The organism is Cronobacter sp. JZ38, from assembly GCF_008932145.1.
In the GTDB taxonomy this organism is placed as follows: Bacteria; Pseudomonadota; Gammaproteobacteria; order Enterobacterales; family Enterobacteriaceae; genus Cronobacter; species Cronobacter muytjensii.
The window spans coordinates 2214931-2229470 of the sequence record NZ_CP017662.1; the positions used below are offsets into that span (position 1 = coordinate 2214931).

Here is a 14540-nt window from a genome sequence, read left to right on the forward strand (position 1 = left end):
CTATTTGCTTTAACAGGAAAAGGAATATGACCTGGACATATCATCAAGGCAGTGGGAAGTTGTTTCGTAATGGCAAGTTGATTGGCACTGGATACGCAGGTAAGGGAGCAGGAAAGAATGCTCCATCACTTCAGGGAACGGCTGACATTGGGCCCCTCCCGAGAGGTAAATACACGATTGGCGCACCGTTTCATCATCAACACACTGGCAACTACTCTATGCGCCTCACACCAGCACCGAGCAATAATATGTATCACCGCTCTGGCTTCCTCATCCACGGCGACAGTACCGCTCATCCCGGCGAAGCTTCAAACGGTTGTATCATAATGCCCTTAAACGTTCGTCATGCTATTTGGAGTAGCGGGGATCGTCACCTGGAGGTTGTGCAGTGAAAAAGTTAATGATGGCTTTGATTGCCTGTTGCCCGCTGTCTGTACTGGCTGCCGCACCTGATTGCGCTTCATGGCCTATGAACATGGCACAGGTATGGCTGAAGAATGAGAAGATCGTAGATATTGCGCAGCTCGATACCGCTAAAACCAGCAAGACCCTTCTCGCAGCTGAAAAGAAACAAGACGGCATCTACACTGAAGTTTATCGCTTTATCTTCCATGACAAAGCAGGGAAGAGTTATGAACTCATCACTAAGAACGATGCGTCTGCTGAAGAATGCTCTGTTAGTGGTGTAAGTGTGTTCCTTGTGAGCAAAAGCGAAATTACTGAATAACAGGATAACTCCTGATAGAACACATGAAGGCGGCCTGAGGTCGCCTTTTTTGTTTGCGTTGAATAGATGGCTGACCAGCGCAGATCATTGGATCGAGGGGATGGTAAGTCGCTGCGGAAAAAAGCTCCCTCAATTGTCCGCTCCGATAAATTTTTACCCGAGAGAAATTTTAAAAGCTATTACAAAGCCTATCCAACGGGTGGGCTTGATAATGGTTAAAGGAGAAATAGATGGCAAGACCGGACTGGGGAGCACTGCAAAACCAGTTCCTCGCCGACCATGCCAGAACGGGTATCTCTCCGAGAGAATGGTGTGAGGCGCGAGGGCTGAATTACTCTACAGCAAAGCGACACATCAAAATTGCGAATGGCAGTGCGAATTCGCAAAAGAAAACTGCGAATAAGAATGCGCATTCGCAGAAAGAGAAACGCGATAAAAGCGCGACTGGTGTGAAAAGGGTGGGAAACTGCGAAAGAGCGAAGCCATCACCTGTCTCAGCAGCGAAACCGATACGCGGCAAGCGAACGTCCCCGCCAACAAATGCTTTTCGGCCAGGTAACCAGCACGCGCTCAGGCATGGTGGTTACGCGCGGCGAATGCTTCTGTCCGACGCAGTTACTGAGGACGCGGCATTGCTTACCCTCGACGACGAGCTTTTCTGGCTCAGGGCTGCGAACCTGACGGTTGCTGAGAACATTGGCCGCTGGAGCGCTGCGCTTGAATACGCTGAAGACGAGGAAAGGAAAACGCTGCTGGAAGACATCGGTGCAGCGCAAAAGGCCATGCACCGAAATACCTCAAGGATAGAGTCCCTGGAGTTGACCAAAGCCGCTATCGAACATCGAATGGCTTCTGCTGAGAAAGCAACGCTTGATGCCGACAAACTACGCAAGGAGCTGGCTGCGGAGACGGAGCAAAACGAACCAACGCCAGTAGCTATTAACATCAACGTAGTGGATGCACGAGCAGAGGGTGACGATGGAAATATCACCAACGCTTAACGTGCCCCAGTCGCGCTTCCTTGCGATGAATGTGAAATTTAAAGCGTATGTCGCCGGGTTCGGCTCGGGCAAAACGTGGGTTGGCTGTGGTGGTCTCTGCAAAGGCTTCTGGGAGTTTCCCAGAATCAACCAGGGCTATTTCGCGCCAACGTACCCACAAATCCGTGACATTTTTTACCCAACCGTTGAAGAGGTAGCTCATGACTGGGGTCTGAAGGTACAGGTCAACGAGAGCAACAAAGAGGTGCATTTTTATCAAGGCCGGATTTACAGAGGAACCACCATTTGCCGCTCTATGGAGAAGCCGGAGACCATAGTTGGCTTCAAAATCGGTAACGCGCTGGTGGACGAACTGGACGTACTGAAAGCGGATAAGGCCCGGCACGCCTGGCGTAAAATCATCGCGCGAATGCGTTACAAAGTAGTAGATTTACGGAACGGCATAGATGTCACGACGACGCCGGAAGGTTTTAAGTTTGTCTATAACCAGTTTGTCAAAGCAGTCAGGGAAAAACCGGAGCTTAAATCCCTTTATGGTCTTGTTCAGGCTTCCACGTTTGATAACGCAAAGAACTTGCCGGAGGATTACATTCCCTCCCTGATGGCGAGCTATCCGTCAGAGCTAATTAAGGCGTACCTGAACGGTCAGTTCACCAACCTTACCAGCGGCACCATTTACCACCAGTTCGACCGGATTCTGAATAATTCCACCGAAGAAGAGCAGCCTGGTGAGCCTCTCTATATCGGCATGGACTTTAACGTCGGGAAGATGGCCGGGATTGTTCATGTGCTGCGGTATGGCTTACCTCATGCCGTGACAGAAATTATCAACGCATACGACACACCAGACATGATACGCATCATCAAGGAGCGTTTCTGGCTGCATGACGGCAATGATTACCGCAAGGTGCGCGAAATTTACATTTACCCGGATGCTTCGGGCGATTCCAGAAAATCCAATAACGCCAGCAAAACTGATATAGCGCAGCTTCGCCAGGCAGGGTTCAACGTCATTGTCGATGAGGCAAACCCGCCAGTAAAAGACCGCATCAACGCCATGAATGCCATGTTCTGTAATGCCAAAGGTGAACGGCGCTATAAGGTAAACGTAGCCCGCTGCCCGGTCTATGCCGACTGTCTTGAACAACAGGTGTGGGATAAAAACGGGGAGCCCGATAAAAAGAGCGGCAATGACCACCCCAACGACGGGGCTGGTTATTTCATAGTGAAACAGTTCCCCATTGTTAAACCAGCCTTCTCAATCTCACTGGATACCACTTTCTGATGTCAAACCACGATATTACTTTTGTGCGCCCCGAGCATAAGGAAGCATGTGAATTGTGGACAATGGTTCGCGATGTATGCAGGGGGGCTGATGCGATAAAACGCAAGGGGCATATCTATCTGCCGATGCTCGATCCGACCGATAAATCAGCACGTAACAGAAAACGGAATGAGGATTATCGTGCCCGTGCTGTTTTCTACACCATAACCGGCAATACAAAAATCGGGCTGCTGGGTATGGCGTTTCGCAAAGATCCGACATTTACCGCACCGGCAAAGCTGGAATATCTGATAGACAACGCCGATGGTGCCGGAACCAGCATCTACCAGCAATCTCAGAGCGTTCTTGAAAATGTGTTGGAGGCCGGTCGGCATGGTCTTTACGTTGATTATGCAGAGGATGGCGAGCAAGCCATTATTCTCAGCTATCAGGCCGAGAATATTATCAACTGGCGAACTGAACGCATTAACGGGCGAAATCACCTTGTGCTGGTGGTACTGCGCGAATGCATGGAAATCCCGGATGGCTATGGCTACAAGGACAGCATCCAGTACCGTGAGTTGGCTCTGGAACAGGGGCGCTTTGTATGCCGGGTATGGCGTCGCGGCGGTGAAACCCGCAGTGGTCCGTATGAAGTCAGCAGCGAGTATTATCCCCGTCCTAAAGGGGAACAATACTGGGATGAAATCCCGTTCACTTTCGTCGGGGCACAAAATAACGACGAGACGATTGATGAATCCCCACTAACGGCGCTGGCTGAAATAAATCTGGGGCACTACCGCAACAGTGCTGACTATGAGGACAGCGTGTTCTTCTGCGGCCAGATTCAGCCCTGGATTTCCGGGCTGGATACGCTCTGGCGCGACAACCTGGAAAAACAAAAAGTCAAAGTTGGCTCACGCTCGCCGCTTTTGCTGCCTAAAGAGGGCAGTTTTGGTTACGCCCAGGCACAACCCAACATGCTGGCTAAAGAAGCCATGGACAGTAAACGTGATTACATGATCGCCCTGGGCGCGAGGCTCATCGAGCAAAGCAGCGCAACGAAAACCGCAACGCAGGCCAGCGGAGAGCAATCCGCATCCACCTCTGTCCTTGGCATATGCGTATCGAATGTTTCAGAAGCCTATTCACGGGTAACGAACTGGTGTTGCCGCTATATGGGGCAGGAGCAAAACGCGACATACACAGTCAATCAGGAGTTCATCGCACGCGTTGCCGATTCCGGCATGCTTTCCGCCATTGTTTCTGCATGGCAGACCGGTGCACTGCGTGACACTGATATGGTTCGGGTAATGCAGCGGCTGGATATTATCGATCCGGCAGATAATCCGAATGATGTTATTGATGCCCTGCATAATCGTGAACCTGTGATGCTGGGTGGTAATCGTGTCAACAGTTAACGAACGCCTGCGTGATGAAGCTATAGCGCATGCCATCTGGGTATCGCGTTACGGTGCCGGTGTGGCGAACCGGATGCTGAAGACGCTCAACGACACAGATGCCGAGCTGTCAGCACGCCTGCTGGTGGCGTTGGATGAAATGCCGCATGAGGGGTTTACCGTTAAGCGCTTCGAATCCCTTCTGGGCAGCGTGAGAGCGCTAAACCGGCAGGCTGTCACTGCAATGCAGGACAGTTTGTCTGACGAACTCATGGAATTCTCGCGCCATGAGGCGGGCTATCAGCTGAGCCTGTTTGACGCGCTGCTCCCCGATCCTGTTCTGAAACATTATCCGTTACAGGCCATCACTCCGGAAATGGTTTATGCAGCTGCAATGGCCCAGCCACTTCAGGGGCGGCTGCTCAATGAATGGGTGAGCAGCCTTGAGGCCGACAGGATGACACGGATACTCAACGCGGTACGGCGTGGCTATCTGGCGGGGGATACCACCGAAGAGATAGCACGCCATGTGCGGGGGCATGTAAACCATGGTTACCGGGATGGCGCGCTTCAGATGAGCAGGGTCAACGCGATGAGCATTGCCAGAACTGCGGTTAGTCACCTCGCAGCCACAGCGCGCAACAGCTTCGCGGAGGCTAACAGCGACATCATCGACTGTAAACAGTGGCTGTCCACACTGGATAACAGAACCACGCCGCTTTGTATGGTCAGGGATCGCCACCAATACACGCTCGACAATAAGCCGGTCGGACATCAGATTCCTTATCTGCAGGGGCCGGGAAAAATCCACTTCTGCTGTCGCTCCACAGAAACGCTGGTGCTGAAATCATGGCGTGAGCTGGGGATTGATGTGGATGAAATGGACGAGGGCACGCGTGCATCAATGGATGGCCAGGTACCGGCAGGCACGACATACGGTGAATGGCTTCAGCGACAACCCTACACCAGACAGGTACAGGTGCTGGGAGAAAACCGAGCCAGAATGATGCGCGACGGGGAGATAACCTTCGATGAATTTTTTAACGACAAAGGAGAATGGCTGACGCTTGAGCAATTACGGGAGCGTGACAGTCACGCTTTTTAAGTGACTTAGGTTGAAACAGACAGATGTAGCTTAATCCCGTCCGGCAACGTATTCCGGACACGATGAGGTCGCCCAGGGCGGCCTTTTTTATTGGGCGAAGCCCGCAACATTCCCGAGGGGAGCACTATGTATTTTCGAAATATGTTCATCAAATATTACGCAGCGGCAGGTGATGACGGCGGTGCTGGTGGTGGTGCCGGTGACGGCGTAAACACTCCGGAAATCACGCCCGAAATTGAGAGCATCATCAATGAACGGGTTAACAGCGCTGTTACCGGGCTTAAAAATAAAAATTCAGAACTGCTGGGCACTATCAAACAACAAAAAGAGGCACTGGCAAGCTTTGAGGGCATCGATCCCGAAGCTGTCAGGGGCATTCTGAAGCGTTTTTCCGACGACGAAGAGGCAAAGCTGATTGCTGCCGGGAAAATTGACGAAGTGCTTAACAAGCGAACCGAACGCCTGCGTGCGGACGTTGAAAAGCAAATCAAAGCCGCTAACGAACGCGCAGAAAAAGCTGAGGCATTTTCCAGTAAATTCCGTGACCGGGTTCTGGCTGATGCTATCCGCGCCGCTGCGGCAAAAGCCGGGGCGCTGGCAGAAGCATCGGACGATCTGATCCTGCGGGCAAAGGGCACATTCCAGCTCAACGACGAAGGCGAGGCCGTGGCCGTTGATGCGAATGGCGACATCCTGTTCGGCAAGGACGGCAAAACCCCTCTCACCCCTGAAGAGTGGGCGGAGTCGCTCAAGGAAACCGCCCCACACCTGTTTCCACGTGCCGAGGGTACGGGCGCGGGTGGTCATAAACCGGGCGCAAGCGGCAGCCTGAAACGTTCCGAAATGAGTGCCAGCGATAAAGCTGCCTATATCCGTAAACATGGTCAGCAGGCTTACCTGCGACTGCCAAAATAAGAGAATTGATTTATGACGACTGTAAATTCCGATCTGGTTATTTATGACGATCTGGCGCAAACCGCTTTTCTTGAGCGCCGACAGGACAACCTTGAAGTCTTTAACCATGCATCTAACGGTGCCATTCAGCTTGATAACGAGCTGATTGAAGGCGATTTCCGTAAACGCGCCTTTTACCAGGTAGGCGGCAGCATTGAAGCGCGTGATGTGAATTCCACGGATAAAGTAAACGGCAAGAAAATCGGTGCAGGCGAGGCCGTTTCTGTTAAAGCGCCGTGGAAATATGGCCCTTATGAAACAACTGAGGAAGCGTTCAAGCGTCGTGGTCGCGATGTGAGCGAATTCTCAGAGGTTATCGGCGTTGATGTGGCTGATGCCACGCTTGAGGGTTACGTGAAGTATGGCCTGAAAAGCCTGATCGCGGCGATTGGAGCCAATGCGGACATGGTGGTTACTGCTGACATTGATACTGATGGCAAGAAAACGCTGACGCGCGGCCTGCGTAAATACGGCGATAAATTTAACCGCGTCGTGCTTTTTGTCATGCATTCCGCCACTTATTTCGACATCGTGGATAAAGCGATTGCGGACAAAATCTACGAAGAAGCGGGTGTGGTAGTCTATGGCGGTCAGCCTGGTACGCTGGGTAAACCGGTGCTGGTCACTGACTCGATGGATGCCGATGCCATCCTGGGGCTGGTGGCCGGTGCGGTAACCATTGTCGAATCTCAGGCGCCTGGTTTCCGTTCCTACAACATCAATGACCAGGAGAACCTGGCAGTGGGTTATCGTGCCGAAGGCACCGTAAACATTGAACTGCTGGGCTACAGCTGGGATGCAACTGCCGGTGGCAGCAACCCGGATTTAACCAAAATTGGTACTGGCGAGAACTGGAAGAAGCACTTTACCAGTAATAAATCCACCGCAGGTGTGCTGATCAAGCTGGAGTCCGCGCCGGGGGAGTAACATTGTCAGCAGATAAAACCACCGCGACTGCTGACAATACTGATGCGGTAACAATTTCTCTGAAATACACACGAAACGGCAGCGGCATTCCGGGGGCGACCGTCAAATGGTCATCTGATGGCGGCCAGCTCTCTGCTGATACTTCCACAACGGGTTCTGCTGGTGGTGCAAAAGTGAAGCTGACCTCTGACACGGAGGGAGCGTTTACTGTCACCGCAGAAGTTGACGGGATAACGGCAAAAACCGACACGCTGACGTTCTCGGCATCTTCCTGAATATAAACACATGGGGCGAAAGCCCCATTCTGGTTTTTTATGATCAACACAGATATCACCTCTCCAGACTTCAACAGTTATGCAAATGAAGCCGATTTGATGGCGTTTGCGGAAGCGCGGGACATCACACTACCGGAAAAAACAGCGCCCCTGCTTATCAGGGCAATGGATTATCTGGAAGGGCTGAGCTGGTATGGGCATCGCGCCAGCGCAACGCAGCCGCTGTCATGGCCGCGGGCCGGTGTCTATGTCGACGGCTATGAGCTACCCGATGATGAGATACCGCGAGCGGTCATTAATGCGCAGTGCATGCTGGCCGTTGAGGCAATTGAGGGCGACTTGCTCGCAAGCGTCCGCGAGGCACCCGTGAAAAGCGAATCCGTATCCGGCGCTGTCAGCACCACTTACGCCATACCGGACGGGGGCATCTTTACGCCATCCTATCCTGCCGTCATGGCCGTGCTGGGTGATCTGGTGGGTGGGCGCGGATTTGCCATTAACACCACGGCGGAGCGTGCGTAATGGCCGTTAACTATCAGCGAAAACGAAGCAGTGCCGAACGGTTACTGCATGGTTACGGCACGACCTGGACGATAACCCGGCCCGGTGGGATTGAAGTGATCGCCGGAGTGGAGGACGCCCGGCCAGAAATCCGCTTCGATGCCGTCGGTGTTCGCAGCGATTACAAGCCCGTAGAGGTGGACGGCACAATCATCATCGGTGGCGACGTGCGGATCGTCTTTACCGCCGATCAGGAGCTGCTGGTGGGCGATCTGGTGGATATCGACGGCACGCAATACCGCATCGTAAACCCGAACCCGGTCAAACCCGCCGATCTGGTGCTGTGTTACCGCGCGCAACTGAGGGCATGACATGAGCGAAAACGCCTCGTTTATGGCTTCCATCAATGCTTTTGTCGACAGGGCGAAGGCAAACCAGGAGACAGTGGTACGCGTTGCCAGCCTGCGCATTCTGGCCCGGCTGGTGCAAATGTCACCCGTTGATACAGGGCGATTTCGCGGGAACTGGCTGGTGGGCTTCAATAACGTGCCGGACGGCACGCTTGCTACGGTCGATAAGACCGGCAGCGAGACGATAGCGCGCGGCTCGCTGGTGATAGAACAGTTTAAGGTGGGCATGACGTCGGTCTACTTCACTAACAACCTGCCATATGCCCTATCTCTTGAGTTGGGGCATAGTTCCCAAGCTCCAGCGGGGATGGTGCGCGTCACTGCGGCAGAGTTTCAGCGTTTTTTTGATGCCGCTGCGCAGGAGGTGCGAACGTGATCCCCGATATCGGCGCGGCCATGAATGCCCGGCTGGGCGCATGGGCCGACGGGCAGCAAATCCCGCTCATCATTGAAAACTGCCAGGCAGACAAGCCCGCAGGCATTTTCCTTGAATCGTTCGACATTCCGGCCACGCCGCAGACGCTCGATCTCGGCCTGACCTGTCACGTCTACAGCGGCATTTTTCAGGTGAATGTTGTGGTGCTGGTCGGCAGCGGAACGGGTGCCGGTCGCGCGCTGGCGCGCCAGGTGGCCGCCCTTTTCCCGGAGGGGCAGAGCGTGCGGGGCGACGGCTTCGCCTGCTGGATAAGTTCCCAGCCCGCCATATATGCGGGCGTGCTTAACCCACGAAACACCCGCTATTCGATCCCGGTAAGCATTCCTTACCGCGCTGACATTTCCAGCTAACCCGGCACCCGCCGGGTTTTTTATTTCCATCTTTCACAAGGAGGCCAGAATGGGCTTTCAACTTCCGAACGGCTCAACCATTCAGGTTGGCTCTGAGTTCGCCGACGAAATCAAAGTAACCGCCGTTTCTAACGCCAAAGGTGCGGTTTTCAGCTGCGAAGAAGGCCACGGTCTGGCCGTTGGCGATGAGGTAATGATCTCATCCGGCTGGCCGCTGATTAACTATCTTCCGGCCCGCGTCTCTGCTGTCGCTGATAACGACGTAACGATCGGCATCATTGATTCGTCCGATGAAAACTTTTTCCCGCCGGGAAACGGTATCGGCACGCTGCGCAAGGTGACCACCTGGACGCTGATCCCGCAGATTACCGAGCTTTCGCAGTCCGGCGGCGATCAGCAGTACATCCAGATTCAGTTTCTGGAAGATGATCGCCAGCGCAACATCGCAACCTATAAGGCCGCGAAAACGCAAACCATCACGCTGGCGCACGATTCCAGCCTGCCGATTTATGAGGTGCTGAAAAAGGCCGACCGTCGCGGCGACACGCTGCCGCTGAAAATGTACGTGCCGAAAGCCACCGAAACCCGTTACTGGAGCGGCACCCCGTCGTTCGACCCGCAGCCGCAGACCGCCGTTAACGCCGTGGAAACGGTACAGGTTTCTATCGCGGTCAAGTCTATGGATATGGCGTTTTACAAGGATCAGGACACCAGCAGCCCAAAGCCTGATCCGGTGGCAGTTACTGGCGTCACGTTGGATAACAAAACGCTGTCGCTGGCGCCGGGCGGTAAGGCGCAACTTAAGGCGAACGTAACGCCGGAAAACGCGACTGATAAAAGCGTCGAATGGTCATCCAGCGACGAAGCCGTCGCCAGTGTCGATGCCAGCGGTAACGTAACTGCTGCGGCAGACGCAGCGGAAAACGCCACCGCAACCATTACTGCAACCACTACCGATGGCGGTTTCACTGACTCCTGCGAAGTCACGATCACCGCAGCCAAATAAATATGCGCCCCGCAACGGGGCGTTAAGGTATCCGAATATGACGACTAAATTTGCATTGCACCCGAACCCGACCTTTAAAGCCGACGTGAAGATCCCGCGCGCTGGTGCCGAGGATGGCGTACTGACCTTCACGTTTAAACACTATCCGCTCGATCAACTGGCGCAGATAGAAAAACTCGACGAAAAAACAGCAATCGACTTTGTGGCCGACATTGCCACCGCCTGGGCGCTGCCTGACGAGTTCAACCGCGAAAATCTGGAAATCCTGCTGAACAACTACCCTGGCGCGCTGAAAGCCATCACTGAAACCTACTATCGCGAACTGCTGGGCAACCGCGAAAAAAACTGATCCGGGCTGCGTCTGCGTTCTATACGCCTGACCCGACCGCCGAGGAACTGGCCGCCTTTGGCCTGACGGCGGACGACTTCGACGACGAAGTGATCGAGGTGTGGCCCGACTGCTGGGATGCGTTCTGTATCTTCCAGGCGTGCGCCACACAGTGGCGGGCCGGAGCGAACGGCGCAACTGGCCTTGATTACAACGTCTTGCCGTGGCTGATGAAGCTACACGGCGTAGAGGACGAGGCGGCAGCCCTGCGTGATATCCGCGTGATGGAGCGCGCCGCGCTGAATACGATTTATGAAATCAGGGGGCGGGATGAGTGATATCGCCACAATTTCCCTTCGCGTAAACACCAGCGACCTGGAGCGAGGAAACAGGGCGCTGGACGACTTCCAGCAGACGGCAGGCGGCGCTGCAAAAAAGGCCGACGACCTTAATTCCAGCTTTCGGGCTGGTGCCGAGAGCCAGAAAAAAAGCTCGGCCAGCCTCCGTGAGCAGAAGCAGGAATTACAGGCGCTGCTGAATAAAATCAGCCCTGTAAACAAGGCGCTGGATGAGCTGGACACAATTCAGCAGAACCTCGCTGGTTTTCGCGGCAAATCCCTGTTGAGCCTTGAACAGTACGAGCGCTACAACGAGATTTTAGAAACCACGCGCACCAAATTGCTAGAGACGCAGGAGGCGGAAACCGCAGAAGGCCGCGCGCAACTGGAGCAGGCCAGGGCGGCACAGCATGCGGCTGCGACGGCACAATCCTTTGTTGCCTCGTTAGAGGAACAGGTAAACGCCATCGGTAAAACCCGTACCGAACTGCTGGAGCTGAAAGCGGCGCAGCTGGGCGTCTCCCAGCAGACGGCACCGCTGATTGCCCGTTTGCGCGAGCAGGACGAAGCCTGGAAGAAAGGCGCGATTAGCGCGGGCCAGTATCAGCAGGCGATGCGCATGTTGCCGATGCAGATCACCGATGTGGTGACGTCTCTGGCATCGGGAATGCCGGTCTGGATGGTTGCCATCCAGCAGGGCGGTCAGATTAAGGATTCGTTCGGGGGCGTCAGTAATGCGTTAAAAGGCGTTATGAGTGCGATAACGCCTACCAAACTTGCATTAGGCGGGCTGGTGGGTGTGGCCTCTTTGCTTATTACAGCCTGGTATAAAGGGAGCAAAGAGGCAGACGCCTTTAACCGGCAGTTAATCCTGACAGGAAATTATGCAGGCAAAACTGCCGGACAACTCAACACGCTGGCGCGCACGATTTCACGCGGGGGCTTCACCCAGGGCGAAGCGGCTAGTGCGCTGGCGAAAGTGGTCGGAACGGGCACGTTCAGCGGTGCCGAGCTGGAGCAGGTAACGAAAGCTGTGCTGGCGATGGAGCGCGCCGTGGGTCAGTCAGTTGAGGCCACGATCAGTAACTTCGAGAAGCTGAAAAAAGCCCCTTCGCAGGCATCCGAAGAACTGAGTCAACGTCTGCATTATCTTACCTCTGCCCAATATGATTACATTTCATCGCTGGAACGCCGTGGCGATAAGGAAGGCGCGGCAGCAGAGGCCGTAAGGCTTTACTCTGAGGCAATGGAACGGCAGGGCAAACAGATCGCCGAAAGCCTCGGCTACATCGAGCGTGCCGCAAATGCGGTTAACAGCGCCGCAAAGGATATGTGGGATCAGCTGTTAAACATTGGCCGCCCGGAGTCAGTGGAAGACAAGCTCAACAAACTCAAAGCCGACCTGGAAGAACGGCAGAAGGCGCTTAAGCCTGAGCGCCAGCGCATGGGTTATGGTTACAGCTACGACAGCAGCGCCGCCAGCCAGGAATATGACCAGCAGCGCAAAAACCAACTGGCTGCGATAGAGCAGGACAAGCTCCACATTGGCCTTCTGGAGCAGGCGTTACAGCTCCAGAATGACATGACAGAAGGGCAGAAAAAGGCGCGTGATGCCGACGACGCCCGATTAAAGTCAATCAGCGCACGAAACCGCCTGATGGATGAGGGCTTAACCAATGCGCAGAAGCGCACGCGGGATCTGATCGACCTGTGGAAGCAGGTCGCGGCAGCCCCAGACGCATGGAGCAAGGAAGCGCGCCAGACTGCCGTTGAGATTATCAATAAGCGCTACGCCGAGAAGGAGAAAAAGCCGAGAGGAAGCAGCACGGTTGAACGTTCTTCTGATAACGCCCAGCGTGACCTGCTGGCACTGCAAACTGAGCTGGACGTGTTGCAAAAACATCGCCATGCGAATGACGTTATCAGCCAGCAACGCCGCAGCCTCTGGAAAACTGAATCCGAAATCGCCATTTTGACCAAAAAGGCGCAGGAGGAAGGGTTAAGCCAGCAGGAGCAGATCACCCTGGCGGCGGATAAGCAAACGCTGGCCTATCGCCAGCAGTTGGCCGCCCTGGGCGACAAGGTGGAACAGCAGAAGAAGCTTAACCAGCTTGAGCAGCAGGCGACCAGATTCGCCGAACAGCAGGCAGCGAAGCGAGCTGAAATCCAGTCCAAAATGGATGGGAAATCGAGCCGGGAGGCTGGACGCGACGCGGAACGCGACCGCATCAAGTCTACCTACGCCGACAACCCGGAGGCGCGCAGCCGGGCGCTACGGGAACTAGAAGGAACCTATCAGAAAGAGGACAAGCTACGCGAGGACTGGCGGGCTGGCGCAAAGGTTGCCTGGGCTGACTATGAGGACAGCGCAACTAACACCTTCCAGCAGGTTTACGACTTCAGCCAGAACACCTTTACCGGAATGACCAGCTTCCTGGTAGACTTCGTTACCACTGGGAAAGCCAGCTTTAATGATTTTCTGTCTGATGTGCTGAAAGGGCTTGCGCAAATGCTAGTGAAAATGGCCGAAGTGCAGGCCATGAAATCAGCAATGGGTGCCTTAAAGGGAACGGCTATAGGTGAGTTTTTCGGTTTTGCCACTGGGGGCTATACCGGCCCCGGCGGCAAGTACGAGCCAAAGGGCATCGTTCACGGCGGCGAGTTCGTTTTTACGAAAGAAGCTACCGAGCGGATTGGTGTAAACAACCTCTACGCGATGATGCACGGCGCGCCTGGTTATGCCGATGGCGGCTACGTTGGAAAAGCCCCACGCGCAGGGCTGACTGGCGGGGGCAACACCGTAGCGGTGCAAACGTCCGTTACCATCAATCAGAGCGGAGGTAATGACAACCAGCAGCGGCAAAACCCGGCGGCTGTTCAGCGAGCCTACGAACAGACGATCAACGAGTCTATCCGTGCGGGCATCATGAGGGAGACGCGACCTGGTGGCATCATCTGGAACGCAACCAAAGCACGATAAAAAAGCCCCTTATTGGGGCCTCTTTTACTGGCTAATGTAATTCCAGTTACAGGGCATTACTCCTGAGGAGCTAATGATCCCAGCCCTGTCACGCTTGCCATCTGCTAATGGGGTATAAGCGAAAGTAAGCGAGCCGGAATTAAAATCAACGAGCCAGCTACCGTTTTTCATTCGTGAATTTGTGCCGGTCATAAATTCGCGTGTTGAACGCGAATACACTTCTGGATTCGCGCCGGTACTAACGTTAATAACGCCAAGCCAGCCGCAACGGGCCTCTATGCTGTGATCTTCCTGCAGAAAGAAGCGCTCACGCGCGGCGGTGTCAGTCGGTAGCTGAATGTTGGTGCAGCCAGCCAGAGCGGAGACAAGCGGCAGGGCTGCCACCATGAAGAGTTTTGTTTTCATCGTTCTTCCCGGTCAATCGTAAAGGAAAGCATTAAAGTAAAAAATTAAATATTCATGGCATTGATAACAATCAATTAACTTGTGTAATAGCGCACATAACACCCTCTAAACAGGCATCTTTTACATACCCGCC

The 14540-nt window shown here is 54.3% G+C and carries 18 protein-coding genes; 17 read left to right on the plus strand and 1 reads right to left on the minus strand.

Annotation, left to right across the window (positions count from 1 at the left end; genetic code table 11):
* The first annotated feature begins 26 nt into the window (after positions 1-26).
* The 17 genes from BJP61_RS10525 to BJP61_RS10605 all read left to right on the plus strand — a co-directional run bounded on the left by BJP61_RS10525 (position 27) and on the right by BJP61_RS10605 (position 14002).
* Entirely contained in the window at positions 27-392 is a 366-nt protein-coding gene (locus BJP61_RS10525) for a tlde1 domain-containing protein (protein ID WP_074465783.1), read from the plus strand.
* Positions 389-727: a hypothetical protein gene (locus BJP61_RS10530; RefSeq protein ID WP_171998273.1), complete on the plus strand. Its 339-nt coding sequence runs from the start codon at positions 389-391 to the stop codon at positions 725-727. The genes BJP61_RS10525 and BJP61_RS10530 overlap by 4 nt, the downstream gene beginning before the upstream one ends.
* A 230-nt stretch (positions 728-957) precedes the next feature.
* Positions 958-1728: a hypothetical protein gene (locus tag BJP61_RS10535; RefSeq protein ID WP_255485050.1), complete on the plus strand. Its 771-nt coding sequence runs from the start codon at positions 958-960 to the stop codon at positions 1726-1728.
* Positions 1706-3013, plus strand: a complete 1308-nt coding sequence (locus BJP61_RS10540; protein ID WP_171998274.1) for a terminase family protein — start codon at positions 1706-1708, stop codon at positions 3011-3013. Before BJP61_RS10535 ends, BJP61_RS10540 begins: the two co-directional genes overlap by 23 nt.
* Entirely contained in the window at positions 3013-4413 is a 1401-nt protein-coding gene (locus BJP61_RS10545; RefSeq protein WP_171998275.1) for a DUF4055 domain-containing protein, read from the plus strand. Before BJP61_RS10540 ends, BJP61_RS10545 begins: the two co-directional genes overlap by 1 nt.
* Entirely contained in the window at positions 4400-5497 is a 1098-nt protein-coding gene (locus BJP61_RS10550) for a phage minor head protein (protein WP_171998276.1), read from the plus strand. Before BJP61_RS10545 ends, BJP61_RS10550 begins: the two co-directional genes overlap by 14 nt.
* A 126-nt stretch (positions 5498-5623) precedes the next feature.
* A complete protein-coding gene (locus BJP61_RS10555; RefSeq protein ID WP_171998277.1) occupies positions 5624-6412 on the plus strand; it encodes a hypothetical protein in 789 nt (262 codons plus the stop codon).
* A gap of 12 nt (positions 6413-6424) precedes the next feature.
* Entirely contained in the window at positions 6425-7378 is a 954-nt protein-coding gene (locus BJP61_RS10560) for a major capsid protein (RefSeq protein ID WP_171998278.1), read from the plus strand.
* Positions 7379-7380: 2 nt separating this feature from the next.
* On the plus strand, positions 7381-7653 hold the full coding sequence (locus BJP61_RS10565) for an Ig-like domain-containing protein (protein ID WP_171998279.1): 273 nt from the start codon (positions 7381-7383) through the stop codon (positions 7651-7653).
* A gap of 39 nt (positions 7654-7692) precedes the next feature.
* Positions 7693-8175, plus strand: coding sequence for a DnaT-like ssDNA-binding protein (locus tag BJP61_RS10570; RefSeq protein ID WP_171998280.1), 483 nt, complete (start codon positions 7693-7695; stop codon positions 8173-8175).
* Positions 8175-8525 (plus strand): hypothetical protein, encoded by a 351-nt coding sequence (locus BJP61_RS10575; RefSeq protein WP_171998281.1) that lies wholly within the window; start codon positions 8175-8177, stop codon positions 8523-8525. Before BJP61_RS10570 ends, BJP61_RS10575 begins: the two co-directional genes overlap by 1 nt.
* Position 8526: 1 nt before the next feature.
* Positions 8527-8940 carry an HK97 gp10 family phage protein gene (locus tag BJP61_RS10580; RefSeq protein WP_171998282.1) on the plus strand — a complete coding sequence of 138 codons (414 nt, stop codon included), beginning with the start codon at positions 8527-8529 and terminating at the stop codon, positions 8938-8940.
* Entirely contained in the window at positions 8937-9350 is a 414-nt protein-coding gene (locus BJP61_RS10585; protein ID WP_171998283.1) for a phage tail terminator-like protein, read from the plus strand. Before BJP61_RS10580 ends, BJP61_RS10585 begins: the two co-directional genes overlap by 4 nt.
* Before the next feature lie 49 nt (positions 9351-9399).
* Positions 9400-10356 (plus strand): phage tail tube protein, encoded by a 957-nt coding sequence (locus tag BJP61_RS10590; RefSeq protein ID WP_171998284.1) that lies wholly within the window; start codon positions 9400-9402, stop codon positions 10354-10356.
* Between the two features lie 37 nt (positions 10357-10393).
* A complete protein-coding gene (locus tag BJP61_RS10595) occupies positions 10394-10705 on the plus strand; it encodes a phage tail assembly chaperone (RefSeq protein ID WP_105582572.1) in 312 nt (103 codons plus the stop codon).
* Positions 10706-10803: 98 nt separating this feature from the next.
* Complete coding sequence (locus BJP61_RS10600) at positions 10804-11022, plus strand: DUF1799 domain-containing protein (RefSeq protein WP_346341551.1); 219 nt, start codon at positions 10804-10806, stop codon at positions 11020-11022.
* Positions 11015-14002, plus strand: coding sequence for a phage tail tape measure protein (locus tag BJP61_RS10605; protein WP_171998285.1), 2988 nt, complete (start codon positions 11015-11017; stop codon positions 14000-14002). Before BJP61_RS10600 ends, BJP61_RS10605 begins: the two co-directional genes overlap by 8 nt.
* Before the next feature lie 24 nt (positions 14003-14026).
* Here the strand turns inward: BJP61_RS10605 and BJP61_RS10610 are convergent, their stop codons facing one another.
* Positions 14027-14407, minus strand: coding sequence for a hypothetical protein (locus BJP61_RS10610; RefSeq protein ID WP_171998286.1), 381 nt, complete (start codon positions 14405-14407; stop codon positions 14027-14029).
* Positions 14408-14540: the final 133 nt, after the last annotated feature.